The sequence below is a fragment of the Bacillus sp. GbtcB10 genome (genome assembly GCF_019091365.1).
Classification (GTDB): domain Bacteria; phylum Bacillota; class Bacilli; order Bacillales; family Bacillaceae; genus Bacillus; species Bacillus altitudinis.
Genome location: NZ_JAGXJP010000003.1, coordinates 505,607 through 531,919, shown reverse-complemented (window position 1 = coordinate 531,919; position 26,313 = coordinate 505,607). Strand labels below are relative to the sequence as shown.

29 protein-coding genes are annotated in these 26,313 nt (G+C 39.3%); 23 read left to right on the top strand and 6 right to left on the bottom strand.

The features are described 5' to 3' along the window. The first annotated feature begins 17 nt into the window (after positions 1 to 17). The 5 genes from KVT11_RS12980 to KVT11_RS12960 all read left to right on the top strand — a co-directional run bounded on the left by KVT11_RS12980 (position 18) and on the right by KVT11_RS12960 (position 3,293). The gene (locus KVT11_RS12980; protein WP_052320849.1) at positions 18 to 941 is read left to right on the top strand and encodes a PLP-dependent cysteine synthase family protein; all 924 of its coding nucleotides are present in this window, start codon (positions 18 to 20) and stop codon (positions 939 to 941) included. A gap of 1 nt (position 942) precedes the next feature. Next, positions 943 to 2,091 carry a bifunctional cystathionine gamma-lyase/homocysteine desulfhydrase gene (locus KVT11_RS12975; protein ID WP_008342652.1) on the top strand — a complete coding sequence of 383 codons (1,149 nt, stop codon included), beginning with the start codon at positions 943 to 945 and terminating at the stop codon, positions 2,089 to 2,091. A gap of 72 nt (positions 2,092 to 2,163) precedes the next feature. Beyond that, positions 2,164 to 2,394, top strand: a complete 231-nt coding sequence (locus tag KVT11_RS12970; RefSeq protein ID WP_017358091.1) for a YrhC family protein — start codon at positions 2,164 to 2,166, stop codon at positions 2,392 to 2,394. A 443-nt stretch (positions 2,395 to 2,837) separates the two neighbouring features. Beyond that, the gene (locus tag KVT11_RS12965; protein ID WP_008342648.1) at positions 2,838 to 2,972 is read left to right on the top strand and encodes a YrzI family small protein; all 135 of its coding nucleotides are present in this window, start codon (positions 2,838 to 2,840) and stop codon (positions 2,970 to 2,972) included. 159 nt (positions 2,973 to 3,131) lie between these two features. After that, positions 3,132 to 3,293 (top strand): hypothetical protein, encoded by a 162-nt coding sequence (locus KVT11_RS12960; protein ID WP_154666048.1) that lies wholly within the window; start codon positions 3,132 to 3,134, stop codon positions 3,291 to 3,293. 43 nt (positions 3,294 to 3,336) lie between these two features. On the opposite strand, the gene KVT11_RS21575 is transcribed toward KVT11_RS12960, so the two are convergent. Continuing rightward, positions 3,337 to 3,462, bottom strand: coding sequence for a YjcZ family sporulation protein (locus KVT11_RS21575; RefSeq protein WP_008342643.1), 126 nt, complete (start codon positions 3,460 to 3,462; stop codon positions 3,337 to 3,339). A 267-nt stretch (positions 3,463 to 3,729) separates the two neighbouring features. On the opposite strand from KVT11_RS21575, the gene KVT11_RS12950 reads away from it, so the two are divergent. The 5 genes from KVT11_RS12950 to KVT11_RS12930 all read left to right on the top strand — a co-directional run bounded on the left by KVT11_RS12950 (position 3,730) and on the right by KVT11_RS12930 (position 9,428). Then, on the top strand, positions 3,730 to 4,332 hold the full coding sequence (locus tag KVT11_RS12950; RefSeq protein WP_017367683.1) for a class I SAM-dependent methyltransferase: 603 nt from the start codon (positions 3,730 to 3,732) through the stop codon (positions 4,330 to 4,332). Between the two features lie 428 nt (positions 4,333 to 4,760). Then, positions 4,761 to 5,975, top strand: coding sequence for a formaldehyde dehydrogenase, glutathione-independent (gene fdhA, locus KVT11_RS12945; RefSeq protein ID WP_046344086.1), 1,215 nt, complete (start codon positions 4,761 to 4,763; stop codon positions 5,973 to 5,975). A gap of 208 nt (positions 5,976 to 6,183) precedes the next feature. Beyond that, on the top strand, positions 6,184 to 7,128 hold the full coding sequence (locus tag KVT11_RS12940) for an ABC transporter ATP-binding protein (protein WP_046344085.1): 945 nt from the start codon (positions 6,184 to 6,186) through the stop codon (positions 7,126 to 7,128). Positions 7,129 to 7,147: 19 nt separating this feature from the next. Next, complete coding sequence (locus KVT11_RS12935) at positions 7,148 to 8,314, top strand: ABC transporter permease (RefSeq protein ID WP_046344083.1); 1,167 nt, start codon at positions 7,148 to 7,150, stop codon at positions 8,312 to 8,314. Continuing rightward, positions 8,307 to 9,428 (top strand): ABC transporter permease, encoded by a 1,122-nt coding sequence (locus tag KVT11_RS12930; protein WP_046344081.1) that lies wholly within the window; start codon positions 8,307 to 8,309, stop codon positions 9,426 to 9,428. The genes KVT11_RS12935 and KVT11_RS12930 overlap by 8 nt, the downstream gene beginning before the upstream one ends. Before the next feature lie 138 nt (positions 9,429 to 9,566). Here KVT11_RS12930 and KVT11_RS12925 read toward each other — a convergent pair whose 3' ends face one another. Then, positions 9,567 to 10,460 carry a LysR family transcriptional regulator gene (locus KVT11_RS12925; RefSeq protein WP_008342630.1) on the bottom strand — a complete coding sequence of 298 codons (894 nt, stop codon included), beginning with the start codon at positions 10,458 to 10,460 and terminating at the stop codon, positions 9,567 to 9,569. 130 nt (positions 10,461 to 10,590) lie between these two features. Here KVT11_RS12925 and KVT11_RS12920 point away from each other — a divergent pair, with 130 nt between their 5' ends. The 6 genes from KVT11_RS12920 to KVT11_RS12895 all read left to right on the top strand — a co-directional run bounded on the left by KVT11_RS12920 (position 10,591) and on the right by KVT11_RS12895 (position 17,838). Continuing rightward, positions 10,591 to 12,033, top strand: coding sequence for an alanine/glycine:cation symporter family protein (locus tag KVT11_RS12920; RefSeq protein WP_046344079.1), 1,443 nt, complete (start codon positions 10,591 to 10,593; stop codon positions 12,031 to 12,033). Then, positions 12,030 to 13,187 (top strand): iron-containing alcohol dehydrogenase, encoded by a 1,158-nt coding sequence (locus KVT11_RS12915; RefSeq protein WP_008342626.1) that lies wholly within the window; start codon positions 12,030 to 12,032, stop codon positions 13,185 to 13,187. Before KVT11_RS12920 ends, KVT11_RS12915 begins: the two co-directional genes overlap by 4 nt. A 236-nt stretch (positions 13,188 to 13,423) precedes the next feature. Continuing rightward, positions 13,424 to 14,173, top strand: coding sequence for a glucose 1-dehydrogenase (locus KVT11_RS12910; protein ID WP_017367675.1), 750 nt, complete (start codon positions 13,424 to 13,426; stop codon positions 14,171 to 14,173). A gap of 374 nt (positions 14,174 to 14,547) precedes the next feature. Continuing rightward, entirely contained in the window at positions 14,548 to 15,768 is a 1,221-nt protein-coding gene (locus tag KVT11_RS12905) for an MFS transporter (protein ID WP_116307216.1), read from the top strand. A gap of 70 nt (positions 15,769 to 15,838) precedes the next feature. Continuing rightward, entirely contained in the window at positions 15,839 to 16,879 is a 1,041-nt protein-coding gene (locus KVT11_RS12900) for a 2,3-butanediol dehydrogenase (RefSeq protein ID WP_017358082.1), read from the top strand. Positions 16,880 to 17,007: 128 nt separating this feature from the next. Continuing rightward, positions 17,008 to 17,838, top strand: a complete 831-nt coding sequence (locus KVT11_RS12895; RefSeq protein WP_007501404.1) for a manganese catalase — start codon at positions 17,008 to 17,010, stop codon at positions 17,836 to 17,838. Between the two features lie 35 nt (positions 17,839 to 17,873). Here KVT11_RS12895 and KVT11_RS12890 read toward each other — a convergent pair whose 3' ends face one another. From KVT11_RS12890 to KVT11_RS12875, 4 genes are read right to left on the bottom strand one after another with little or no spacing between them, the layout of a single operon-like run. Further along, positions 17,874 to 18,587 carry an amino acid ABC transporter permease gene (locus KVT11_RS12890; protein ID WP_008342619.1) on the bottom strand — a complete coding sequence of 238 codons (714 nt, stop codon included), beginning with the start codon at positions 18,585 to 18,587 and terminating at the stop codon, positions 17,874 to 17,876. 12 nt (positions 18,588 to 18,599) lie between these two features. Then, positions 18,600 to 19,298: an amino acid ABC transporter permease gene (locus tag KVT11_RS12885; protein WP_041506838.1), complete on the bottom strand. Its 699-nt coding sequence runs from the start codon at positions 19,296 to 19,298 to the stop codon at positions 18,600 to 18,602. Further along, positions 19,295 to 20,155, bottom strand: a complete 861-nt coding sequence (locus tag KVT11_RS12880) for an amino acid ABC transporter substrate-binding protein (RefSeq protein WP_116307214.1) — start codon at positions 20,153 to 20,155, stop codon at positions 19,295 to 19,297. The genes KVT11_RS12885 and KVT11_RS12880 overlap by 4 nt, the downstream gene beginning before the upstream one ends. After that, positions 20,152 to 20,940 (bottom strand): amino acid ABC transporter ATP-binding protein, encoded by a 789-nt coding sequence (locus tag KVT11_RS12875; RefSeq protein ID WP_081091401.1) that lies wholly within the window; start codon positions 20,938 to 20,940, stop codon positions 20,152 to 20,154. Before KVT11_RS12875 ends, KVT11_RS12880 begins: the two co-directional genes overlap by 4 nt. Positions 20,941 to 21,060: 120 nt before the next feature. Between KVT11_RS12875 and KVT11_RS12870 the strand changes: the two genes are divergently transcribed. The 7 genes from KVT11_RS12870 to KVT11_RS12840 all read left to right on the top strand — a co-directional run bounded on the left by KVT11_RS12870 (position 21,061) and on the right by KVT11_RS12840 (position 26,259). Further along, a complete protein-coding gene (locus tag KVT11_RS12870; protein WP_074041950.1) occupies positions 21,061 to 22,230 on the top strand; it encodes an acyl-CoA dehydrogenase family protein in 1,170 nt (389 codons plus the stop codon). A 115-nt stretch (positions 22,231 to 22,345) separates the two neighbouring features. Continuing rightward, positions 22,346 to 23,134 (top strand): BPU family class D beta-lactamase, encoded by a 789-nt coding sequence (gene blaBPU, locus KVT11_RS12865; RefSeq protein ID WP_116307212.1) that lies wholly within the window; start codon positions 22,346 to 22,348, stop codon positions 23,132 to 23,134. Between the two features lie 262 nt (positions 23,135 to 23,396). Further along, positions 23,397 to 24,053, top strand: coding sequence for a hypothetical protein (locus KVT11_RS12860; RefSeq protein ID WP_116307210.1), 657 nt, complete (start codon positions 23,397 to 23,399; stop codon positions 24,051 to 24,053). A 54-nt stretch (positions 24,054 to 24,107) separates the two neighbouring features. Then, entirely contained in the window at positions 24,108 to 24,866 is a 759-nt protein-coding gene (locus KVT11_RS12855; RefSeq protein ID WP_116307208.1) for an Imm26 family immunity protein, read from the top strand. 47 nt (positions 24,867 to 24,913) lie between these two features. Next, positions 24,914 to 25,156, top strand: coding sequence for a DNA-binding protein (locus tag KVT11_RS12850; RefSeq protein ID WP_017358074.1), 243 nt, complete (start codon positions 24,914 to 24,916; stop codon positions 25,154 to 25,156). 65 nt (positions 25,157 to 25,221) lie between these two features. Then, entirely contained in the window at positions 25,222 to 25,605 is a 384-nt protein-coding gene (locus tag KVT11_RS12845) for a DUF2750 domain-containing protein (RefSeq protein WP_017358073.1), read from the top strand. A gap of 24 nt (positions 25,606 to 25,629) precedes the next feature. Then, positions 25,630 to 26,259 (top strand): hypothetical protein, encoded by a 630-nt coding sequence (locus KVT11_RS12840; protein WP_116307206.1) that lies wholly within the window; start codon positions 25,630 to 25,632, stop codon positions 26,257 to 26,259. Positions 26,260 to 26,313 lie beyond the last annotated feature (54 nt).

Genomic DNA, 26,313 nt, shown 5'->3' with positions numbered 1-26,313 from the left:
CAAAGGAAGGGATTTATATGGCTGTCATACATGATATTACGGAATTAATTGGCCACACACCGCTTTTAAAACTGTCAGGGATGGGTGTGCCGGCAGGTGTTGATGTTTATGCAAAACTTGAAATGATGAACCCAGGCGGAAGTATTAAGGATCGCTTAGGTGATATGCTGATTAAAGAAGCGCTGGCATCGGGCAAACTGCGCCCAGGCGGAACCATTATTGAAGCAACTGCAGGAAACACAGGCATCGGGCTTGCGCTAAGTGCAAGAAAACATCAATTGCATCCGATCTTCTGTGTACCAGAACATTTTAGTCAAGAGAAACAACAGCTCATGAAGGCGCTTGGTGCAGAGATTATTCATACACCAAGAAAAGATGGGATGAAGGGTGCGATTGATCGGGCCCTTGAACTAGAGGCAAGCCTTGTCAATGCGTATTGTGTCTTACAATTTAAAAACCAAGTAAATCCATTGACTTACTATAAAACGCTCGGGCCAGAAATATGGTCTGACCTCCAGGGTAACATAGACGTGTTTGTAGCAGGAGCGGGCTCTGGCGGAACGTTTCAAGGCTGTGCTGCCTATTTAAAAGAGCAAAAAGAAGCGCTAAAAACAGTGATCGTGGAACCAGAAGGATCTATTTTAAATGGCGGAAAGCCGGGGCCGCATAGAACGGAAGGAATTGGCCTTGAATTTATTCCAGATTATATGGAATCGACTTTATTTGACGAGATTTATACCGTCAGTGACGATGATGCTTTCCGAATGGTGAAAGAAGCAGCTGAAAAGGAAGGTGTTCTGATCGGAAGCTCGTCTGGAGCCGCTCTATTTGCCGCTTTAGAGGAAGCGAAAAAGGCATCACCTGGGACGGTGATCGTCACTATTTTTCCTGATAGCAGTGAGCGTTATCTAAGTAAAGGTATTTATGAGGGAGGAAAATAAAATGAAGCCAAAAACAATGATGATTCATAGTGGAATCACTGGTGATGAAAAAACAGGAGCCGTGTCTGTTCCTATTTACCAAGTCAGCACCTATAAGCAGCCTAAAGCAGGCGAGCACACTGGATATGAATATTCCAGAACTGCGAATCCAACAAGAACAGCACTGGAAACAGTCATTCGTGATCTTGAAGGCGGGGCAAACGGCTATGCATTCGGTTCAGGAATGGCTGCAATTACAGCTGTGATGATGCTGTTTAACAGCGGAGATCATATCGTACTGACTGATGACGTGTACGGCGGAACCTATCGTGTGATGACAAAGGTGCTCAACCGGATTGGCATTAAAGCTACATTTGTAGACACAAGTGATCCTGAAGCGGTGAAAAAAGCAATTTTACCAGAAACAAAAGCCGTCTATATTGAATCACCAACCAATCCATTGCTAAAAATGACCGATCTACAAGCCATAAGCCGGATCACAAAAGAAGCTGGCATCTTGATGATTGTCGATAATACGTTTTTTACCCCATATTTTCAAAAGCCGATTTCATATGGGGCTGACATTGTCTTGCACAGTGCCACAAAATATTTAGGCGGCCATAGTGATGTGGTGGGCGGACTTGTCGTGACAGCTACTGAAGAGCTTGGTGAAGAACTGCACTTTGTTCAAAACTCTACAGGCGGTATTCTTGGACCGCAAGATGCGTGGCTTCTAATGCGAGGGATGAAAACGCTCGGACTAAGAATGGAAGCACATCAACAAAACGCGCAGAAAATCGCTGAGTTTTTAGAACAGCATCCTGCGATTACACGTGTCTATTACCCAGGTTTAAGCGCTCACCCAGGGCATGAGCTTGCAAAAACTCAAGCAACAGGCTTTGGCGGTATGATTTCTTTTGATATTGGAAAAGAAGAAAATGTCGACGTGTTTTTAAGCCAATTAAAATTGTTTACAATCGCAGAAAGCCTAGGGGCGGTTGAAAGTTTAATCTCTGTTCCTGCTCGCATGACCCATGCATCTATTCCAAAAGAGCGTAGAGAAGAGCTTGGCATCACAGATGGTTTAATCCGTATTTCTGTCGGTATTGAGGATATTGATGACTTATTACATGATATTGAACAAGGGCTCGACGCAGTAACGAATGGATAGATTTACATGTCCCTCGCTTTCTCTCACTATGGTAAGCTATCAATAGACATTGATAGCGGGAAGGTGAAACAAGTGAAGAAAAAGTGGGATGGTTTAGTGACAGATTACAAGCAATACGCTTTTATTTTGCTTGCTGTCAGCACCTTTTTATATATTGGTACGATTTTACCAAATCAGCACATAGAAGCATCACCAAAAATGCTGATGCTGGCAGTTGATTGTGTTTTCCTATTGGCTGCTTTCCTTTGCGTGAAACGTGCGATCTTTTTTCAAAAAAAGCTACAAGAACTAGATGAAGATTAAGCAAAAAGTCTCCTCATATGATGAGGAGACTTTTTTGATTACACTGGATAATCGGACAAGAATTACTGTAGAAATTTAGTCAAACACACAAAAATCATCTAATTTACTAAAAACAGGTTTACAAAATGGTGCTTGCTGGATATACTTACAAAGTAATTAAAAACGTAAAGGAGGCTGAAGAATATGTTATTCGTATCTACTTGTGATCAATTCAACAACCAATTTCATCATGTCATCAGCCTGTGGAAGAGCTCGTGTCCTTCCTTTATCTTTTACGGTTCACGCTACAAAACTGTTTAAGTAAACGAGGATTTCACGTATCATCCATCGCAGGTTAGAAGACACTGTCTTTTGATCTGCATTTTTGTGTGCCCGCAGGTCAACTGATAAAGAAGATCTGCGGGCTATTTCGCGTGCTGCGAACTGAAGGGAGGTGAGCGTATATGACAATCCATTTATTTTTTATTACTTTGACGATCCAACGTAAATACAAGGACATTGAAACCGTTCTTTATGAACAACAAGTCGAAACATTTTATGAAGAAATGAAGCAGAAACAACTAAAGTACATGAACTAAAAAGGACAATAAAAACATGAAAAGGAGGAGATTGACATGTTTATGATGCTTGCAATGCTTGATTGTTATACAAGGGAGAAGGACCAGGTTTAGACACGCTCCACATTGATCACCTGCACATATGATAACCGTAAAAGGAGATTGTGAGGTGATCAATGAATGTCGATGTCACCATATATGAGGTTTCCGTCAGTGGGGCACGGGTATGCGTCTATTCCGCATTCTTTAAAGCACGGATACGGCAATCCATACAGAATGCAAAGAGAGCAAGAAGAAATGCTCAGACGCTATATGTACAATTATCCAACTTATTGGTATTAAAGAAAAGGAGCAGGAAACGTTATCGTTTCCTGCTCCTTTTACATTAGCAAATCCAGCTTGCACCGATGATGATTAACAAAATGAACAGTACAACAAGCAATGCGAATCCGCCTGCAAAACCGCCACCGTAGCCACCGCAGTAGCCTCCAGAATAACCGCCAAAGCCCATAATCTAGCACCACCTTTATCTAATCAAGATACATTCATAAAATATGCAGCTCATGCAGAAAACGAAATCAATCTGAGCACAATTAATGAAAATGCCTATTTGTTTAAATATTTTTCATTACGTGCGAAACATTTTCAGAAAAGGTGCCGTCTAATAAAAGACAAAGAAATTAGGACTAGGTCTTAACTTTTGTTAGGCGAGAGCCGATATGAAAAGTAAGAAAATTCGTAAATAGTTTTATTTACTGGTGCAAAGCAGGTGTTGACATTGATTCAAAGCTGGATTGGAAAACAAATGAGGGAACCAAAGGGCTTGTTCTCAAAATGGGTTGCCCGCTATATGGAAAAAAATCATCATAATATCAATCAATGGACGATTCAACTCTTAAATATACAAGAAAACGACCGGATTTTAGAAATTGGTACTGGAAGAGGTATGACATTATCTAAAGTAGCGGAAAAACTTGATCGAGGGAAAGTATATGGAATCGATGCTTCGCGTCATATGGTAAAATACGCGAAAAGAAAACATAAGAGGCTTGTCGAGCAGGAAAAAGCCGTTATCACACTTGGAAAAGCTGAGCAATTACCTTTTGAAGACAGATCATTCAATAAATTGTTCACAGTGCAGACCATCTATTACTTGCCAGATATCGAACAAGTTATGAAAGAGGTATATCGCGTTCTTCAAGTGGATGGAGAAGTATTCTTATCTTTTCAAAAGCAGGAACTGATGAAGGAACAAAAACGCTCTCAGTCTCTTTCAACGTACAGTGAAGAAGACATCAGCTGTCTTTTTTCAGCGTATCACTTTAGAGACGTCTCTGTTTACCATTATGATACATACATCTGTATCAAAGCCTTAAAATGATGATGAAAATATTTCCCAGGTAATGAACAAGCAATTAAAAAAGGCTCTTCGTCAGAGGAGCCTTTTTGCATGCGATGAAATGGACCATTCGTCAATAAAAAAGACTCTTCACAAGAAGAGTCTTTTGCATTCATTTCATATGTAGGGGCCAGCCAGGTGTGTAAGGAATGATAGTATATATAAGGAATTTGTTTGTCGATTAAGGATACCTGTCTGGCTTATTCCTTATATCGACAATGTTCTGCAAATGTTTAGCTTTTTTTTCAATATTTTCTTTTTTATTTGACTGGAAAGTACATTTTTCTCTCCTAGATAGACATTTGTCACTTACTTTTTGAGTCAATGTGCGGTTAAAAGAAGGAAAAAGCCCGAGAAAGAGAGAATTTTGGAGAGACTTCATTTTTAAACAAAAAGGGAGGAATGAAAACATGTCGGGAAACAAAGGTGTCGTTTACAAAGGAGCAGGAAATGTAGCAGTTGAGGATATTGGATACCCTGATTTGGTTTTAAGAGATGGCCCTGGTGTACCTAAAGCCAATGTTGGACGTAAGTGTGAGCATGGCGTCATTTTAAAAGTGGTGACAACAAACATTTGCGGGAGCGACCAGCACATGGTAAGAGGGCGCACAACTGCGCCTGAAGGACTTGTCCTTGGTCATGAGATTACTGGTGAAGTCGTGGAAGTTGGACGAGATGTAGAGTTTATCCAAAAGGGTGATCTCGTATCAGTTCCATTTAATATTGCCTGTGGTCGCTGCGTCATGTGTAAAGAACAAAAAACCCATGTGTGTTTAAATGTGAACCCCGATCGACCTGGCTCAGCTTATGGATATGTAGATATGGGCGGATGGGTTGGCGGCCAATCGGAGTACGTCATGGTGCCATATGCTGATTTCCAGCTACTCAAATTTCCGGACAAAGATCAGGCGATGGAAAAAATACTTGATTTGACGATGCTTTCTGATATATTCCCGACAGGTTTTCATGGTGCTTATACGGCTGGCGTAAAGCCGGGCTCTACCGTCTATATTGCTGGTGCAGGGCCAGTAGGTCTAGCAGCAGCGCATTCCGCTCAGCTCCTTGGCGCTTCTGCTGTCATCGTCGGCGATCTCAATGAACAAAGGCTCGAGCAGGCGAGAAGCTTTGGCTGCGAAACGATTAACTTACGAAAACATGATCGAATCGGTGAACAAATGACAAATATCCTTGGAGAGCCAGAAGTCGACTGTGCGGTCGATTGTGTCGGCTTTGAAGCTTCAGGTCATGGAGATCAAGGAGAAGCACCAGCCACCGTTTTAAATACAATTATGGATATTACCAAAGTTGGCGGTAAACTTGGAATTCCAGGACTTTACGTCACAGAAGATCCAGGTGCTGTGGATGAAGATGCAAAAGTTGGATCTCTGAAAGTGCGAATTGGACTTGGCTGGGCCAAAGCCCATACCTTTGTGACAGGCCAAACCCCTGTCATGCAATATCACCGCAGCTTGATGAAATCTATTTTAAGCGGAAGGGCACAAATCGCCAAAGCCGTTAATGCAACCGTCATATCCCTTGATCAAGCTCCTAAAGGATATAGCGATTTTGATTCGGGTGTGGCGAAGAAATTTGTGATTGACCCGCATGGGATGCTTTCTAAATAATGATCCATCGAAAAAACTTACAGGATTTTTCCTGTAAGTTTTTTTGTTTATAAATATAAAAAGACCTATACTGTTCTTCTACATTTCATAACGTGGTAAAATGAGTAAATTGGAAAAAATGATCTTTAGTTGAAAGACATACCATAAAACAGTTGGCAATGATTGGATAGGATTATGATAGATAGGAAGAATAGAGGAGAGATTACAATTGCTAAAAGTACAGAACATCATCAAAAATTATGAGGGTAAACAAGTATTAAAAGGGGTTAGCTTCCACTTGAAACCTGGTGAATCATTTGGGCTTTTGGGTCCTAATGGTGCAGGGAAATCAACCTTAATCGGCATCATGACAGGACTTCTACCTGCAACGAGCGGGACTGTTACGATTGGAGGCATTGATCTACATAAAGAAACAAAGCATGCACAGCAATTGATTGGCATTGTTCCGCAAGAGATCGCTTTATATTTAGATTTGTCAGCAAAAGAAAATTTAACGTTTTGGGGGAAAATGTATGGACTTAAAGGAGAAGAATTAAAAAGCAGAGTACAAGAAATCCTTGAATTAATTGGTCTGGGCAATAGAGCGAATGATAAAGTGAAAGTATTCTCAGGAGGGATGAAAAGAAGAGTGAATATCGGATGTGCGATTTTGCATCGGCCAAAACTATTAATAATGGATGAGCCTACAGTGGGTATAGACCCGCAATCCAGAAATCATATATTAGAAACAGTTAAAACGTTAAATAGTGAAGGAATGACGATTATTTATACGAGTCATTACATGGAGGAAGTCGAATATCTATGTGAAAAAATAGCTATTATGGATCAAGGTTCTTTCATTAAGGTAGGTGATTTAAGTGAATTGGCTGAGCTTGTTGGAGAAAAAAGAGAAATCATTTTTACGATTAAATGTGAACAAGGACAAAAGGATATGGAGCGAGTGTGCCAATACATAAATGAATACCACCCACTGAATGACTTTGTGGTACAGGAAAATCAAATCACATTATTTGATGACGACCCTCAGCATTTACTAAGTCAACTTATTCAAGGTGTAACCACATTAAATGTTCAATTAATTTCAGCAGAAGTGGTAGAACCAAATTTAGAAAATGTATTCTTGTATTTAACAGGTAAGAAATTACGAGATTAGACCGAATAGAGGTGAGCATATGAGCATTTGGGTTGTACTGAAAGATCTATTATTGTTTTTTAGGGATAAGAAAAGCTTTTTTACACTTTTTTTTATGCCTATCATATTAATTGCTATATTAGGTGCAGCATTTGGAGATAACATGAAGAAAGATAGCGAAATTAGGATCAATTCATTTCGAGTAGGAATAACAGATCAGGATAAGTCCGCTACAAGTAAAATGTTTCTTTCAACTTTGTCTAAGAGTGAACTCAGTGACATATTTGAGGTGAAGGTCACCTCGAAAAATCAATTAGAGAAAGATTTAAATAGTAGAGACATTACAATGGGTATAATCATCAAGCCGAATTTTGAAAAAAGCCTATTAAATCACGATCATGTGCAATTGAATATTTTGAAAGGACCTAATTCAAACTTACAGGAAATGGTTCTAGAGAATGTGGTTGTGCAATTCTTTCAAAATTATCATATGAATCGTATTCTGGTGCCGTTGAATCAAGGTAAAGAAGTGGAGATCGTGTCTGATCAACTGAAAAAAGAACTAGTGAACGAAAGGAATATTCATATCAACAGCCAGCCGATTACATCCTTCCAATACTACGCAGGCGGGATGGGTGTGCTTTTTTTATTAATGACTGTTGTTTTCTTGGTTGGCAGTATGATAGAGGAAAAAGAAGAAGAAGTTTATAAAAGACTACTAGTATCAAAATTAAGCAATACTAGTTATATCATTGGAAAGTTATTGGGCATTATTTTAATGAGTATGATTCAACTTGCGGTCATTATTTTATTTACTAGCTTTGTCTTTAAGGTGAACTGGGGAGAGCCTTTTACTGTTGTTATGATCGGATGTAGTTTTATATTAAATGCTGCGGGTTTCGGGGTGCTGATTGGTTCTTTTATCAAAAGAGAAAAAACGTTTAATAGTGTGGGGATTTTAGGCACTCAAGTGTTAGCTGCTTTAGGCGGGAGTATGGTGCCCTTATACTTATTCCCACAATGGGTGATTGATACCAGCTATTTTTTACCTAATTCTCTTGCACTTCAAATGTTTTTGAAAAGTATGGCAGGTGCTGATTTTAGTGAAATACAAAACGGATTATTACTTAGCTGTGGGATGGGAATGGCTTTCTTCATCATTGCTTTATTAAGAATGTCTTTTGAAAGGAAGCATCGTTATGCATAAAATATTAGCCATTATCACGTTAAAGTTAAAAGAAACATTAAAGTCCCCATTGACCCTCATTTTTTTATTTGTGATGCCAATTGTTTTTAGTTTTATCTTTGGTAGTACCGCATCTGATACAAAGAAACCGACAGTTGCTTTTATTCTAGAGCCCAGTCAAGGTAAACTAGATCAAGAAATTTTTCAAATTCTCGAAAAAAACACCAAATTTCTCTGGGTAAAGGCAACTGAAAGCGACGCAAAAGATTTAGTATCTGAAGAAAAGGTAGTTGCGTCTGTGAAAGTCGTAAACCAATTAAAGTCCCATCTAAAAGAAAATAAAGAGATTTTTGATGTGACAGTTTATAAAAAAACTGAAGAATATGCAGTCTTATCTCCCTATTTAAAAGAGACAGCTGCCATCATTTATCAAATCAATCAGGGTGTGAAAGAGCAGAAAAGTGTTTCTCTCACCAATGCATTGAACAAGTTAAATGAATCTGGTACGATTTCATTGGCCGAAAAAAATCAAAATGGTCAAGCAAGCCAACAACCAAATTTGATACCGCTTGGCTTTACCATTATGTTTATGATGTTTGCGATTTCAAGCTCTTTGTCATCTATACATTCGGAGTATAAAAATTATACATGGCAAAGATTGCTTTCGAGTCCAATCCATAAAATATATGTACTTCTGGGCTATTTAATGGCATATTTCCTTCTTGGATGGATACAATTGGGTGTTCTTTTGACCATCTTATCTATTTTCTTTAATGTCTACTTAGGCAACCTGTTTCTTATCTTATTGTTCGGATCATTTGTTATAGGCCTTGTCGTAAGTTTAGGATTTATGATAGCTACTTTATCTCAAACAAAAAAACAAGCTGAAATCTTTAGTGCAATTGTCATTGTAGGATCGTGCATGCTGGGTGGTATTTATTGGCCTCTAGATATCGTTCCAGACATTATGAAGAAGATTTCTTTGACTATACCGCAAACATGGATGATGTCTGGTTTTGGTGAGATCATGAGCGGCAATGTTAATCTTTCTATCTTATTATTAGATGCGACGGTTTTAATTGCTTTTACGGTGGTCTTTATGATCATTGGTTTGAAGAGTATCAGATCCTATTAATCCTTTGTTCTTCTAAAAAGCCCTCTATAGCTATGTAGAGGGCTTTTTGTATACACGTAATTTACTTTAAATGATTGGATAACTCGTTAATATTTAATGGTGAAAGAAATTGAAGGCTGCCCAAATAAATATTTCACATTACCCATTGAGAAGGATATATTCCTCTGTTAAATCAACAAACGCCTTCAAAGCAGGAGACATCCATTTATTTTTATGCCAGAATAGTTGGATTTTCGTTGTGAGACAGGGTCCCATCCAATTGATTTTAATCATATGGCCTTCTGTTATTTCTCTTTTTATAGAAATTTCGGGAAGTACAGCAATTCCTAGACCAGCCATTACACATTTTTTTATGGCTTCTACATCTGCTAGCTCTAGTTTACTTCTCGGTTTTGCTCCTGCCTGTGTCAAAGAGTGTTCGAAGGCGTAACGATAATCGCAGTCTTCAGTTAACAACAATCTTTGCTCGTCTAAATCGATAGGATATACTTTTTGTTTTTTGCTCAATGGATTTGTTGGACAGCAAACAATGGCCATCGGTTCATCTTTTAATTCTTTTACAATTAAATGTGAGGATACGACAGGATTCATCGATAATAGGGCGACATCAATTTGTCCTTCCAGTAATAGATTTAAAACATCCTTTTCAGCTATTCCGGGACGGAAAATCAGTTCTACTTTAGGATACGTTGTTTGAAAGTCCGTTAAAATATGAGGAAGTCGATAGGTACATTGTGTTTCAGATGCACATATTCTCAAAATGCCGCTTGGCTCACTCATCCCGCCAACAGCCTCTAATGCTTCTCCTGTTAAACCTAAAATCTTATCCGTATAATCTTGAAACTTCATGCCAGCTTCAGTTAAAATGACCCTTTTTCCAAGCCTTTCAAAAAGAGGGGTTCCTAACTCTTCTTCTAATGCAGCGATATTTGCCGTGATACTAGATTGAGCATAGCCAAGTATTTGTGCTGTTTTTGTAAAGTTTAATACTTTTGATGCTGTTTGGAACATCATCAGTTGCTTTATTTCCAACGTCAATCCCTCCTAAATCGGATGAGCCGATTGATGCAATCAGAAAACTTCTATAGATAGATCATAACATTTTTACTATGATAAAAGTAGGCGCTTTCATTATTTAGAATGTTCAGATTTTATAGGGGGGATGGCTTTGTTTGAAACGATTGTCAATTCAATAAATGACTTTTTATGGACATATATTTTAGTCGTTATGTTAATAGGGATTGGAATCTACTTTACGGTGAGAATGAAGTTTATGCAAATTGTCTTACTAAAAGAGATCTTCCGTTCTATTTTTGAAAAAGCTCCAAAAATAAAAGGGAGTCAAGACATTTCTTCAATGCAAGCTTTCTTTATCGGAGCAGCGACGAGGATTGGAACTGGAAATATGGCAGGTGTTGCTATTGCCATCACAGTTGGTGGTCCTGGAGCTATTTTCTGGATGTGGTTTGCAGCAGTTTTAGGGGGAGCTTCTGCATTTGTCGAAAGCACACTCGCTCAAATATATAAAGTGAGAACAAGTGATGGTTTTAAAGGTGGGCCAGGCTATTATATACAAAAGCAATTTGGACTGAAATGGCCAAGTAGGATCTTTGCCTTTTCTGTTATTCTTAGTTTTGGCTTAATTTTTAATGCAGTACAAACGAACACCATCACAAATGCCTTTCGATATTCATTTGGTATCAGTCCAATTGGCATGGGGGTATTCGTAACCATTCTTACGGCTCTCATCATTTTTGGTGGTGTAAAGAGAATTGCCCGCTTTACCCAAATCATTGTGCCAATCATGTCCTCGTTTTATATTATCTTAGCACTTTATGTGATTGTCACAAATATCGCTGATGTACCCGCAGCATTAGCAAGTATTATGAAAAGTGCGTTTGGATTAGAGCAAATGGTTGGAGGCGGAATCGGCGCTGCAATAATGAACGGTGTCAAACGCGGTTTATTTTCCAATGAAGCAGGAATGGGAAGTGCGCCAAATGCAGCAGCTGCTGCCCATGTTTCACACCCAGTAAAACAAGGGTTTGTTCAATTATTAGGCGTATTTTTTGATACATTAGTTGTTTGTAGTTGTACAGCATTTATTATTATGCTATCAACAGTAGAAACAGCAGGTGATTTGTCAGGTATTGAAATTACTCAAGCTGCAATGGCGCAGCATTTCGGTTCTTGGGCTAGTATTTTCTTAGCATTTGCGATCTTTACTTTTGCATTTAGCTCCATTGTAGGTGGCTACTATTACGGTGAAGCCAATATCGGTTTTATTCATCACAGTGTAACCGCGCTATTCGTGTATCGAATCACTGTTTTAATGATGATCATGTTTGGTGCTCTCGCCAACTTACAAATCGTTTGGACGTTAGCGGACTTGTCGATGGCGATTATGGCTATTGTTAACTTGGTTGCCATTGCGATTTTAGGCAAATTTGCTTTTGCGGCTCTAAATGATTACATGGGACAAAGAAAGGTAGGAAAGAACCCTGTTTTTTACGCTTCTACCATTCCAGGTTTAAAAGGAATAGAATGGTGGGGAGCAGAAAAACAAGTGATTAAATCAACAAATGAAGGGGTAGAAAATCAATGATAAATTTTGAATATGATTGTCATACGAAAATGATCATGGGGACTGGAAAATCTAAAGATATTGCCTCTATTGTAGAGGACATTGTATTGCCTAGTGCTACAATTATGATTGTGACTGACCCTGGTGTAAAAAGCGCAGGATTGGTGACGCCTATTGAAGCATATTTACAAGAAGCTGGTTATTCCGTTGTCGTCTTTGATCAAGTATCACCAAACCCTAGAGATCATGAATGTCTAACGGGTGCAGAGCTCTTTAGAAAAGTACAAGCATCAGCGGTAATTGCGATTGGCGGAGGCAGCCCAATGGATACGGCAAAAGCCATTGCTTTATTAGGTCCAAATGGCGGTAATCCTGAAGAGTATATAGCAGGGAAGAAGGCGTATACAAATGTATCACCCTTAATTTGTATTCCAACCACGGCTGGAACTGGCTCTGAGGTGACCCGTTCATCTGTGATTACGTTAGCTGCTTCACATAAAAAAATCACCTTAAAACATGCCTTGCTTCGACCAACTATTGCGATTTTGGATCCTGCTCTTACTTCTACGGTGCCAAAAAGTATAACAGCGGCAACAGGTGTTGATGCACTGGTCCATGCGATTGAAGGCTATACATGTAAAGAAACAAACCCTATATCTAAGGCGATGGGAGCAAGCGCAATGAAAACCATTGTGACCTATTTACCGAAGGCGTATGAAGACGGGTCTGATTTAGAAGCAAGATACAAAATGCAGGAAGGCAGTTTACTCGCTGGCTTATGCTTCGGTTCTGCTGATGTAGCAGCCGTACATTGTTTAGCCGAAGCGCTCGGCAGTCTTTATGATACGCCTCATGGTATCGCAAATGCTGTGTTTTTACCTTATGTCATACAATTTAATGCAGCTGAAAACAAATCATTGCACATAGAGCTTGCAAACATTATGGGCTTTGCAGATAAAACGGATGCAGATGATGTGGCGATTCAAAAATTAATGGATGGTATATATACATTCACAAAGAATTTAGGTATTCCATCACTAAAAGAATTATCTTATGTAAAAGTAGAAGATTTTGAAAAAATGGCTGAACTAGCAGAACAAAACAACTCTACAAAAAGCAATGTTCGTGCCGTTACGAAAGCGGACTACTTAGATATACTAAAGGCTGCTTTTTAATATAATCATACAGAAAAAGAGCCGAATAGAATGACTGAATGATAAACACAAACTTTCCTAGACTTTACACAAGAAGCAAACGACTATGTCGTCAATATGGAGAATTACAAATATACCACCCTCCTAATGTATGATTTAGGTGGTGGTTTTTCTATGTCCCATTTGACTAGGTATCATGTATACATGAGTGGTATGATAGACGACAACATCTCATGAGAGAAAGGATAGGATAAACGATGAATTTTCACAATAAAACAGTCGTTATCACTGGCGCAGCCAATGGAATTGGTGAATCGATCGCGTATGGCTATGCGAAAGAAGGGGCGCGTGTCGTGCTTGCGGATATTGACGAAGAGAAGGGCAAGCGCTTGGAAGATCAGCTGAAAAAGGAGTCCTTTGAGGCTTTTTTTAAAAAAACGGATGTGAAACAAGAGAAAGATATTCAAGACATCATGTCGGCTGCCGTGGCACGTTATCAAACGATCGATATTCTCATCAATAATGCAGGGGTTATGTGTACAAAATCGCCTTATGAGCTAACGGTTGATGAGTTTGATCATGTGCTGCATACAAACCTACGAGGTGCTTTTTTATGTGCAAGGGAAGCGGCACGTTATATAAAAGAGAATCAATCAGGCGGTTCTATCGTTAATATCTCATCCACTCGCGCGACCATGTCAGAACCAGATACAGAAGCGTATGCTGCATCAAAAGGCGGGATATCAGCACTTACTCATGCGCTGGCTGTTTCCTTTAGTCAGGATCATATAACAGTAAACAGCATTTCCCCTGGGTGGATTGAAACGAAGGATGAGAAAAATTTGCGAGAAATTGACCATCAGCAGCATCTTTCCAATCGAGTAGGAACGCCAAAGGATATTGTCAAAGCTTGTTTTTATTTAACAGATGAAGACAATCAATTTGTGACAGGAACAGATTTGGTTGTTGATGGCGGCATGACTAGGAAAATGATTTATGCGGATTAACATGAAAAAAACATTGACGCCTTGACGGAGGCGCAGTACAATATGTAACAATTCAGCTGAAGATCGTGATGAAAAAAAGATAAAGCGCAAATAGAGAAGAGTATGTAATGGCTGCCTCACACAGAGAACTCCGTAAAGCTGAGAAGGAGCTGGGAAGCGTTACAGAACCAAGCCTCTTAGCTTTGCACCGGATTCATTGTGATGGTGGTGCAGCGGCATTCTCCCGTTATAGAGAAGGGTTAGCGATAACCTGCTGAGGTTCATCTGGTAACAGGTGAATGAACTGAGGTGGCAACGCGGAGTCAATCCCGTCCTCAAGACAGAAATGTCTTGGGGGCGGGATTTTTTTTGATGAAAAAAAGGAGGGCACTACGATGAAAAAACATTGGCGGGATATGAGCATGTTACTTGGAGCGATTGGTATTGCGAACATAGGAGAATGGATTTATATGATTGCTCTCCACCTGCTGATTTTTCAGGAAACGGGCTCCGTTCTTGCTGTAACTGCCGTCTATATGTTAAGACCTGTCTCGGCTCTTTTAACAAATAGCTGGTCTGGTAGTTTAGTAGATAGACTGAATCAGCGGAATGTCATGATCAGTCTAGATCTATGCCGGGCCGTTCTGATTGCTTGTTTACCCTTTGCCTTATTTTCAGGCCACTTATTGATCGTATATGTGATGCTATTTCTCATTCATATGGCACAAGCCATGTTTCATCCAGCTTCGATGGTGTATATGACAGCACTAATACCGGCGGATAAACGAAAACGGTTTAATGCCATTCGATCTTTGCTGCAGTCTGGTGGATTTTTACTCGGACCCGCCGTAGCAGGGCTGCTTTTTCTCATTGGTACACCAGTCCTTTCAATTTATGTAAATGCAATCTGCCTTTTGATATCTGCTGTTTTGACGATGTGTTTACCGATTTTGTCAAAAGCAGACGGGGCACAAAAGGGCTTTTCTCTCTCGGTATTAAAGGAAGATGCAAAACTTGTCTTTCATTTCAGTCTCACATCCCGTCAAGTGATGGCCGTGTATTTATTATTTAGTGCTGCCATCACGGTGCTGCCGACTGCAATTGACTCACTTGAAGCAGCTTTTGCAAAGGAAGTGCTGATGTTGTCCAATACCGAATATGGGTTTCTTGTCAGTGTAGCTGGAGCAGGGATTATCGCAGGGGCATGTCTCAATACGGTCATTGTCGAAAGGCTGCCTATTTCAGTGATGCTTGGTGCGGGGAGTTTGCTTGTGGCTTTTGGATACTTGATCTATGCTTTTTCGAACACATTGACTGTCGCAGCAGCTGGCTTTTTTGTTCTCGCTTTCTTTTTAGCATTTGCAAACACCGGTTTTATGACTTTTTATCAAACGAATATCCCGGTAGAGGTCATGGGGAGAGTGGCAAGTTTTTATGCGTTATGTGAAGCAGTTCTGACGATGATCATGACAGGAATATGCGGCGTATTGGCGCATATGTTATCGATACGTACTTCTGTCATAATTGGCTGCCTATGTATGCTTCTTATTTGTCTGTTGCTATGTTTTGTCATTTTTCGTCCATTGACTGTCAAAAAAATAGTGCATCTTACTTAGAAAATTAAAAAAATTATGTTATCATTATTTAAGTAAGTTAATTAAATTGATGAGAAAAGGAGTCTTACAAATGAAAGCACTACGCTGGCACGATCAAAAGGACATTCGACTAGAGGAAATTGACGAACCAACAGTTGCTCCAGGAAAAGTGAAACTGAAAGTAAAATGGTGCGGCATTTGTGGTAGTGATTTACATGAATATTTAGGCGGACCGATCTTCATTCCTGTGAATGAACCTCATCCACTTACAAAAGAAAAAGCACCCATTACACTGGGACACGAGTTCTCTGGTGAAGTTGTAGAAGTTGGAGAAGGCGTGAGTAATTACAAAGTAGGCGATCGAGTGGTTGTTGAACCTATTTTTGCAACTCACGGGCACCAAGGTGCTTACAACTTAGATGAAAACATGGGCTTCTTAGGACTTGCTGGTGGCGGTGGAGGATTCTCTGAATATGTATCTGTCGATGAAGAATTACTTCATTTGTTACCAGACGAAATTTCATATGAGCAAGGTGCACTTGTTGAACCTTCTGCAGTTGCTTTATATGCCGTTCGTTCTAGTAAAGTACAAGCTGGGGATACAGCAGCTGTATTTGGCTGTGGACCAATTGGTTTACTTGTCATTGAAGCATTAAAAGCAGCTGGTGCTACTGACATTTATGCAGTGGAATTATCAAAAGAGCGCCAAGAAAAAGCAAAAGAACTTGGAGCGATCATTGTAGATCCTTCTCAGTATGAAGATGTTGTTCAAGAAATCGCACGCCGCACAAATGGTGGAGTCGATGTTTCTTTTGAAGTGACAGGTGTACCTGTTGTATTGAAGCAAGCAATCCAATCAACTAGAATTTCAGGTGAAACAGTCATTGTAAGCATTTGGGAAAAAGGCGCAGAAATTATGCCGAATGACATTGTCATTAAAGAACGTACAGTCAAAGGAATCATCGGCTATAGAGACGTATTTCCATCTGTATTAAACTTAATGAGAAAAGGCTATTTCTCTGCAGATACACTCGTCACGAAGAAAATTAAGCTGGACGATGTGATCGAAGATGGCTTCCATGCATTAATCAATGAAAAAGATCAAGTGAAAATTTTAGTCAGTGCTGAATAAGTAGGACGATAAAGAGAATGGCAGATGCCGTTCTCTTTTTTTTATAAGAGCATGCGATTTTTCATAAAGAGGGAATCGGCTGAATAGTGATAAGTGCAAAGATGTTTATAAATAAAGGAGATGACATCATGTTTTATCACATTAAAGAACTGCAATATGAAGCAAAGCCCTCTAAGCCGGACCCTCTTTATGCGAAAAAATTACAAGAGGTGTTAGGCGGTCAATATGGAGAAATCAGCGTGATGATGCAATATTTATTTCAAGGGTTTAACTGCCGAGCGGATCAAAAATATAAAGACTTGCTCCATGACATTGGAACGGAGGAAATCGGTCATGTCGAAATGCTGGCAACGATGATTGCTCGATTACTTGATAATGCCCCAGTTAAAGAACAAGAAGAAGCGTATCAAAGTGATCCAGCACTTGCAGCCGTCATGGGCGGAATGAATCCTCAACATGCAATTGTTGCAGGCTTAGGGGCAATGGCAGCAGATAGTCAAGGGTATCCGTGGAATGCAAAATATATCATTGCAAGTGGAAATTTAATGGCTGACTTCCGGGCAAATTTGAACGCGGAGTCACAAGGCAGACTTCAGGTTACACGGCTTTATGAAATGACCGATGACCGCGGAGTGAAGGATATGCTCTCCTTTCTCATTGCTCGTGATACATATCATCAAAATATGTGGCTGGCTGCAATTAAGGAATTGGAAGAACGAGAAGGGGATGTCGTTGTTCCAACCACCTTCCCGCGCTCACTGGAAAAACAGCAAGTATCCTATGATTTGTTTAACTTCTCAAGAGGAGAAGAAAGCAAAGAAGGCAGATGGGCACATGGCCGAAGTATGGATGGAAAGGGAGAATTCAGATATATTTCTGCTCCTGTCGTGTTCGGCTCTGCGCCTAAACTCAAACCAGCACCGAAAGAACTATATAACACACCGAAAAAAGGAGAATAAAAAAGTCGATCAGGGTTTGTGCCTGATCGACTTTTTTAACGTCCAAGAGATTTTCCGTACACGCTGACTCGTTTCTCTAACAAAGCAAAAGCGAGTTCAAAGAAAATACTAAGCATCCAATAGATCAAAGCAGAGACAAGATACGTTTCTAAAAACTTGTAGCCATCATTTGCAATGATGCGCGAGATTCCCATGATTTCTAGTACACCAATTGTAAACGAAAGGGATGTGGCTTTTAACAGCTGAATGAGCTGATTCCCTAGGTTTGGCAGGGCAACCACAAACGCTTGCGGTAAAATAATGCGAATCATCGCCTGTCTAGTGGTCATGCCAACGATTTTCGCCGCTTCAAGCTGCCCTCTGTCTACTGCAAGAAGTGCGCTTCGGACCACTTCTGTTAAATGTGCGGCTGAATGCAGGCTGAAGGTGATAAGGGCAACGGTAAGCGGGGAGACCATATCCGGGTGAAAGGTCAACCCAAAAGTGCTATTCATTTTGGTCAGAACAAATGGAATGCCATAAAAGAAAGCAAACAACTGAACAATGAGAGGTGTTCCTCTAAAAAATGAGACATAGAGTGTGACCAGCTGGCGGAGCACAGGGATACGAAAGAGGCGAATGAAAGCAAAAACAGATCCAATCAAAAGGCTCACAGCCATAGAAACAAGTGCAATCAATAAGGTAAAGGGAACGCCTTTTAGAATATGTGGTATTTGGTCAATCGCAAATGATATATCAATGGTTTGCATCAAATCGCCTCCTTAGCGTGACAGGCTGGTGCGGCCTTTCACAAATTTTCTTTCCAGTAGCATCGTGATCAGTTCAATACTGATGCAAATCAGCCAATACACAATTGCAATGATGACGTACACTTCAAACATCCCTATCCCGTAGTTATTACCTAGGATGATTTTGACCTGTCCCATCATATCAATGAGTCCGATTGTAAATGCAATGGCGGTATCTTTCACGAGATCAATGGTGTAATTTCCGAGGTTCGGAAGTGCAATGAGAAAGGCTTGCGGAATAATGATCCTCATTAATGCCTGCGAATCTGTCATCCCAACAATGTAAGCTGCTTCAAGCTGATCTTTCCCAACAGAGGAATATGCACTGCGAAAGACTTCAGATAAATAAGCGCCCGTATGTAACGAGAATGTGATCATCACAAATAACACACGATCCCAATGATTGATTTGAATTCCGGCCATGAGTAAAAGCTGAGGCAGGCCAAAATAAATCAGAAATAACTGAACAATGAGCGGTGTACTTCGTGTAAATGACAAATAAATGACCGCCAATTGTTTCAGCACTGGAATTTGTTTGATTCGAATGCAAGCAAACAGCAATCCGATGATGATGGCAAAAAACAATGACACCACAATCATAAGAAATGTGAGTGGCAGACGATCAACCACTTGTAAAAAGATTCTCAGCCAATCTCCAGCTGTAAACGTCATGGCGCTTCCTTCCTTTCTTCATATTGATAGCCTTGCTCTGATATATAGTCAATATCTTGAAAGAAATCAACGCCAAACCATTTCTTCGCAAGGTCAGGTAATGTTCCGTCTTTTATCATCTCTTGTGTCACTCGGTCCAATTGTGATGCTAGTTTCTTTTGACTAGGCTGTAAGACAAGATAAATAGGTTCCTTTGAGACAATGCCGCCCACTTTGACTTTCAGGTGAAGATGTTTTTGAATCGTATCAAAGGTCGAAATATTCATAAAAGCCGCATCGGATCGTCCACTTTCGACTCGTTTTAAATTGAGTTCGTTTGAAGGACTTTCAATGGTTGTGAGCGGAATTTTTCGATCATGTTCTTCATTATATTGATTTAATATGGAACGAAGGCCACCGCTAGGACTGACGGGAGCGAGCTTTTTTGATGTCATATCGTCTAGAGATTGAATATCTTGCTCTGATTCATTCACAATTAAACCTGTCATCGAATAGCCGTATGGCACTTTAGGATAAAGAAAGCGTTTTTCACGTTCAGGATTACTGAAAAACCAATTAGCCGCCATTTCAAATTTCCCAGCGCCGATCCCAATTAAATTGGATTCTTCCTCGCCAAAGATATAATCAAAATGAATATGTGGCAAACGTTTCTCGACTTCATTTAAATAATCGATGTTATAGCCAATCGGCTCGTTGCGGTCATTTGTGGCTAAAAAAGGCGGATTGACTTCTGCGCTTAGTGCAACTTTGACAATTTGTCTGCCATCATCTGTTGTTGTTTTCACACTGCTGCAGCCAATGAGAGAGAGGAGAAACAGAAGGATACTAGCGGCAGTGAATAAAGTCTTGCGCTTCATCTGTCTTCCTCCAATCCTTGCCACATCCCGCGATGAATTCTTGATAAAAATTGTTTCGTCCGTTCATGCTGAGGCTTCATCAGGACGTCTTCTGGTGAGCCTTTTTCAACGATTTCCCCATCTGCCATAAAGATCACTGTATCCGCTACATCCTTTGCAAACGAAATTTCATGCGTCACAATGACCATCGTCATTCCTTGGCTCGCAATATCTTTCATCATTTCAAGGATTTCTCCGACCATCTCTGGGTCCAGTGCGGACGTCGGCTCATCAAATAAAAGCACCGCAGGATTCATGGCAAGCGCACGGGCAATTCCGATTCGCTGCTGTTGACCGCCGGATAATTCACTTGGAAACGCATCTTTTTTATGAAGCAGCCCAATTCGCGTTAACAATTGCTCTCCGATTTTTTCTGCCTCTTTTTTAGACATGTTTTGAGACACAATCAATCCTTCTGTGATGTTTTCAAGTGCTCGTTTATTTTGAAACAAGTGATAATGCTGAAACACCATAGACGATTGCTGTCTGAGTTCTAGAAGATCTTTTTTTCGATATTGTTCAAATTGAATCGTGGCTTCTCCAACTGTCAGCGTTCCTTTGTCTGGGATATCAAGGCTGTTTAAACTGCGGAGAAGTGTTGTTTTTCCTGATCCGCTCGGTCCAATAATGGCGACCACTTCACCTTCTTGTACGGTGAAATCAATTCCTTTTAACACATGAGTTGACCCATAGGATTTATGTAGATTAGTAGCAGAAATCATAAAAGCATCACGTTCCTTTGACATATGTACTTAATATTGATAAAATTTAACACATTAAATCCTATAAGTAAAGTGTGTTTTAATAATACCTATTGGATAAATCGGATATGATAGATTGCGAGAAACAGAGGAGTTGGATACGTTTTGTCTAAAGCATTATTTGTCGATACAGATTTTCAAAAAAATTGGCTAAATCAACTAGAATCCCTTCGTGAAACGATCGAACATTCTGCAAAAGAACATGATGAGGGTGCCTATTTTCCTAAACAGAATATCGAATCATTAGTAGAACTGGGCTATACAACGTTGTCTCTGCCTGTTGAGTACGGGGGCGGGGGTCAATCTGTAAAGGATATGGTCCTTTTTCAAGAAACGCTAGGAAGTATGGATGGAGCAACTGCCTTATCGATCGGCTGGCACCAAGGAGTTGTTGGTGAAATTTATGAAAAGAAACTATGGAATGAGAAGCAGCTGCAATTTTTTGCTGAAGAAATCAAAAATGGGGCTCTTGTGAACCGGGCCGTCAGTGAGGCGCAGACAGGGAGTCCAACAAGAGGAGGCAAACCTGGAACAACTGCAACGAAATCAGGAGATCATTGGGTGATCAATGGCCGGAAAACATTCACAACGATGTCACCAGCACTCACATACTTTCTCGTCGGTGTATGGATCGAAGAAAAAGAAGCGATGGGCTTCTTCTTAATTCACCGTGATACAAAAGGTGTTTCTATAGAAGAAACGTGGGATGTTGTTGGCATGAGAGGAACAGAGAGCCATGATTTAATTCTAGATCAAGTGGAAGTCCCAGATGACATGTTGGTTGAAGTGCAAAAAGGACCTCGGGGCGGTATGCTGAATCCTTGGATCGCACATATCCCTTCCTGTTATTTAGGGATTGCGCAAGCGGCAAGAGACTATGCTGTTCAGTATGCCATCACCCATTCACCGAACAGTATTAGCGGAACGATTAGCGAACTGCCAAATGTCCAAACACTGATTGGCGAAATTGATTTACTACTAAAGCAAGCACGCCATGTCATCTATTCAACGACAACATTGTATGAGCAGCCAGAGAAAAGAGAGCTGTTAATCAATGAATTCGGTGCTGTGAAGCATACAGTCGTCAATCATAGTCTGCAAGTGGTCGATAAAGCCATGCGTTTAGTCGGTGCAAAAAGCTTAAGCCTTAGCTGCCCGCTTCAACGTTACTATCGAGACATTCGTGCTGGCCTTCATAACCCACCAATGGACGATATGACAATTTCAAAAATTGCAAAGCAAGCGATTGAAGAGAAAAAATTGAGCATACAATAAACAGAAAGCCGGATAAAACCGGCTTTTTTTATTAAAAAAGAGGACGAGCGGCTCTTATTTCTGATCAGTCAGCATGCTACAATCAATTGCAATCATGAGCAAAGAGGGTGATTGTTTGCAAAAAAAGAAGATGAAATGGCTGATTGCTGGCGTGATGCTTGCAGCACTTTGTATGAGCAAGCCTGCATCAAGTGAAGGAACATCTCCAAAATGGTCCGTCGATGAATTCATGAAAGAGCGGGAAGGCACATTTGTGATTCAAGAAGTAAAAGAAAAATCACCATGGGTGTATAACAAAAAAAGAGCGAACAAGCGCTTTGCACCACAATCAACGTTTAAAATAGCAAATGCCTTAATCGGACTTCAAACAAGTGCAGTTAAAGATGAATATGACATTAAATATTGGGACGGAGTAAAAAGAGAGATTGATAACTGGAATAAGGACCATACACTGGGCTCTGGCATGAGAGATTCAGTCGTCTGGTATTATCAAGCTATGGCACGTGACATCGGGAAAGAACGCATGGGCCATTGGATAAAAGCCATTCATTATGGGAATCAAGACATATCTGGTGGAATCGATCAATTTTGGCTAAGCAGTACGCTGCGCATTTCACCAGTAGAACAAGTCCATTTCCTTAAACAGCTATATGAAGAAAGTCTCCCATTTGACCTATCTGTTATGAGAACCGTCAAGCGAATGATGATACAAGAAGAAGAGAAACACGCCACGCTATACGGAAAAACAGGCTCCGGATCAGGCATCGGCTGGTACGCAGGCTTCATCAAACATGAAAACAAAACCTACATCTTCACCACAAATATAGAAGGCACCGGACTAGAAGCAAAAGAAATCACCTATCGTATTTTGAAAAAATATCATTTGGTAGAAGCATCCGTTTAGGGTGCTTTTTTGTATGCGAAAAAGGGGATATATTGATAAGTTGATGATATATGGGTTAGTTTAAAAGTATGGTATATTTATAGAAAAATATTGAAATTGATTAGAAACAAAAAATCTCTTCTTAAGCAATTACATAGGAAGTACAAGAGTTGGAATTATGAACAAAATAAAATTGAATGTTTTGACCAAAGAATTTAACAAAGATATCGGAAAAGATACGACAAATAAGGTGATTAAAATCTCATTAGGAGGCTTATAAGAAGTGCATTTGAAAAATATACAATTAATGTCAGATGACGATCGTGGGAACTTAGCCAGCCAATCCCTTTGTATGACTGAAATGTTTTTATACGAATTAGAAAAGAAATTTCAAACGAAAGATTGTGAGGCTATTGTTTTGATATGTGAGTCTTTTAAAGACTACAAATTAATTAGTACTTTAAAAGATGAACCAGATATCTTATTTTTAAAAAATACGTACGAGCTGGAAGTACCCTTCCGTTACAGTGAATTTGAAAATGCAACAAATAAGAAAAAGATCTTAGCAGATACTTTGGAAAAAGCGATACTCTATCTGTGTGAACTGAAAAATTGGGACAGTCAGCTAGTCAAAGCGACATTTAAGAAAATGAAAGAGAAGGAATATAAAGCGGAGATTAAAGGGAGAACAAAACTAAGTCCCGATAAAAAAAGAAAAGCTCACCCACTTATCGAATTAGATTTAAAACAGTTTACTCTTTATCTTGTAGTTGAAGACAATAAAAGAAATATCTTAGATAAAAAATTAATTGCAAAAACCGATACTTATTTAGAAGAAATTTCCTATCATATGAGAGAGCTTAAGTGGTTAACGGATCATGAAGTGGCACTTTTCAAACGTGCACATAAAACAGTTTATACAAGTATACGTTTATCGTGATAAAGCAAAATGAGAATAATATAAAGAACACAATATATAAAGAGGGTATTCTAAATGGGCTTTTGGGAAGAAGAACATAAGAAAAAGAACATCATAATTGGTGATGATGGATTAGATATTTTTGAAGAAGCGATTGAACAATTCTATGAAATGACTGAGGAACATTTGAAGAAGAAGCCAACGATTGATGAGATGCTTTTGACAATTATGATGGCTTTAAACAATGGAGGTAGTCACTATTTTGATGATTTAAACGACAAAGAAGTAACGGATATTAAAATAACAACTAAAAAAGTAAAAACTTTAAGTAAAGTGGAACCAGGAGCTATATTTGAACTCCCATTAAAAGAAGTTGGGAAATTGAGCTATGCTTTGATCATTTCGGGTGAGGGGAAAAATCAATATGATGATATTTTAATCCAATACTATGATTTGTTTGTTGATGAAAGAATAGAAAAAAATGAGTTAAAACAATTGATGAAAAAAGAGAATGGACTATTTGTTGCAAATACAGGTCTGACAGGCTTTTTAAATGGTTCATGGAAAGTCATCACAAAAATAAATCAAGATTTTATAAAAGAAGAGGATCTTCAAAATCTGAAATTCGTGGAATACCGAGATGGAAATTATTACGTAAGCAAGGGGAAAGAAGGTCACAATGCACCTGTTATGGACTTAGAGGTTGCTGACCCAAAAACGGCTAAAATGATATTTAACCCGATTGGTATGCTTGGCGAATACACTATTATAAGCATTCTTTCATTATATTTTAAAGGTATGTCAATGGAGGATATTATTAAATATGAAATATAGGCAGTTTACAGCGTAAAATGAGTTTTGAGAAAGGAATGGTGTAATAAATGGCTGAACCAAAAATGCTAGACTGTTTAAATAAAATACGAAATGTCTTAAAGGGGACGATCACAAGAGAACAAGTGTCTGATTGGGCTGGAATTTACGTTTCTGCAGACGATCCAGAAATAGACGATGATCAAGTTTGGGATATGCTGATTCTTTTAAGTGGAATTGATTTGAAAGATTCACCTAATTCTTACTTACATCCTGTAGATGATTTGAATGACTGGTTAGAAGAATACAAATAGTTCCTATATATGAGCTTGCTAAATTCTTATGGTTAAGCCCATTTATATATAAAAGGAGTGACGCAATGTCCATGCATCCGAAAGAATTAGAAACCACCATGCAATTACCTGCGAAAAAGCGTTATGACTATTTCATCAAAAAGATTGTTGATTTTGAAGAGGTTTGGTCATTAAGAAACGAGAAGGGATGGGTGATGTCAGAGGATGATTATCGTGTACCGCAGCTTCATTTTTGGCCGACAGAGGATTATGCCGCTTATTGTGCGATCGATCAATGGGAAAAAACAGTGCCAGAAATGATTGATTTAGACGATTTTATAGAAGAGTGGCTGCCGGGAATGTTAGCAGATGGAATCAATCCGTCCATTTTCTATAATCGAAATAATTCGGTGTCAATTGAAATTCAAACATTAAAAGAAGATATAGAGGAAGAATTAAAAAACTACTAGTTCGACAAGAGTGGAGGTAGTTGTTTGAAACGGCTTGAAGACTTATTTATTCGTTCAGAAAAAGAGTTCAAATTCTATCAGAATTTAGTAGACCATGTGTTTGAAACAAGTAAAGAGCTGCCACAACAAGTTTTTCGTAAGACATTTGATTGTTTTTTGTTTCAAGAGTTTGATTGGGCATTGAGTGATGATATTTTACCAACCATAAAAGAGTTATCAACTGTTACACAAGATAGAGAATTTTTGACTGCAGTCCTTCAACCAGATCCAACCGCATATTATTTGAAGGAATTTGGTTATTATCATTGGCTGAAAGCGAGTGTGAACATTTCAGGTGAGGATTATGTAAATGCACTATGGATGCACCCAAAAGGTTCCATAGCGGATAATATAATCACGCATTCGAATATAGTTGTCTGGTTAGCTCATTCTTTGCAGTGGGCGATTTGGGCAGATAGAGATATGGAAATTTGTATCATAGGAATGGTATCAACAAAAGATTCTGTGAAAAATAGGTTATTAAAAGAAGGGTGGAAACCAATGGATCACCCTGTTTTAGCAAATTGGTTTGAAGGATTATTGAAGGATCAAAAAACATTCAATGATTATTACACTCAAATGCTCTCTCGTTATGCGTCATGTTACAAGCGGTGAAATGGATTATTAATGACTGATGATAGACTTACCCGAAGATATGAAAGGAGCATA

Coding starts and splice junctions, on each gene's coding strand:
- KVT11_RS12875 (WP_081091401.1), bottom strand. CDS start 20,940: ATGTCAAAGGAACGTGATGCTTTTATGATTTCTGCTACTAATCTACAT.
- KVT11_RS12975 (WP_008342652.1), top strand. CDS start 943: ATGAAGCCAAAAACAATGATGATTCATAGTGGAATCACTGGTGATGAA.
- KVT11_RS12905 (WP_116307216.1), top strand. CDS start 14,548: ATGAAAAAACATTGGCGGGATATGAGCATGTTACTTGGAGCGATTGGT.
- KVT11_RS12920 (WP_046344079.1), top strand. CDS start 10,591: ATGGCTTTGTTTGAAACGATTGTCAATTCAATAAATGACTTTTTATGG.
- KVT11_RS21575 (WP_008342643.1), bottom strand. CDS start 3,462: ATGGGCTTTGGCGGTTATTCTGGAGGCTACTGCGGTGGCTACGGTGGC.
- KVT11_RS12880 (WP_116307214.1), bottom strand. CDS start 20,155: ATGAAGCGCAAGACTTTATTCACTGCCGCTAGTATCCTTCTGTTTCTC.
- KVT11_RS12965 (WP_008342648.1), top strand. CDS start 2,838: ATGACAATCCATTTATTTTTTATTACTTTGACGATCCAACGTAAATAC.
- KVT11_RS12900 (WP_017358082.1), top strand. CDS start 15,839: ATGAAAGCACTACGCTGGCACGATCAAAAGGACATTCGACTAGAGGAA.
- KVT11_RS12845 (WP_017358073.1), top strand. CDS start 25,222: ATGTCCATGCATCCGAAAGAATTAGAAACCACCATGCAATTACCTGCG.
- KVT11_RS12930 (WP_046344081.1), top strand. CDS start 8,307: ATGCATAAAATATTAGCCATTATCACGTTAAAGTTAAAAGAAACATTA.
- KVT11_RS12935 (WP_046344083.1), top strand. CDS start 7,148: ATGAGCATTTGGGTTGTACTGAAAGATCTATTATTGTTTTTTAGGGAT.
- KVT11_RS12915 (WP_008342626.1), top strand. CDS start 12,030: ATGATAAATTTTGAATATGATTGTCATACGAAAATGATCATGGGGACT.
- KVT11_RS12980 (WP_052320849.1), top strand. CDS start 18: ATGGCTGTCATACATGATATTACGGAATTAATTGGCCACACACCGCTT.
- KVT11_RS12885 (WP_041506838.1), bottom strand. CDS start 19,298: ATGACGTTTACAGCTGGAGATTGGCTGAGAATCTTTTTACAAGTGGTT.
- fdhA (WP_046344086.1), top strand. CDS start 4,761: ATGTCGGGAAACAAAGGTGTCGTTTACAAAGGAGCAGGAAATGTAGCA.
- KVT11_RS12910 (WP_017367675.1), top strand. CDS start 13,424: ATGAATTTTCACAATAAAACAGTCGTTATCACTGGCGCAGCCAATGGA.
- KVT11_RS12890 (WP_008342619.1), bottom strand. CDS start 18,587: ATGCAAACCATTGATATATCATTTGCGATTGACCAAATACCACATATT.
- KVT11_RS12855 (WP_116307208.1), top strand. CDS start 24,108: ATGGGCTTTTGGGAAGAAGAACATAAGAAAAAGAACATCATAATTGGT.
- KVT11_RS12895 (WP_007501404.1), top strand. CDS start 17,008: ATGTTTTATCACATTAAAGAACTGCAATATGAAGCAAAGCCCTCTAAG.
- KVT11_RS12850 (WP_017358074.1), top strand. CDS start 24,914: ATGGCTGAACCAAAAATGCTAGACTGTTTAAATAAAATACGAAATGTC.
- KVT11_RS12960 (WP_154666048.1), top strand. CDS start 3,132: ATGTCGATGTCACCATATATGAGGTTTCCGTCAGTGGGGCACGGGTAT.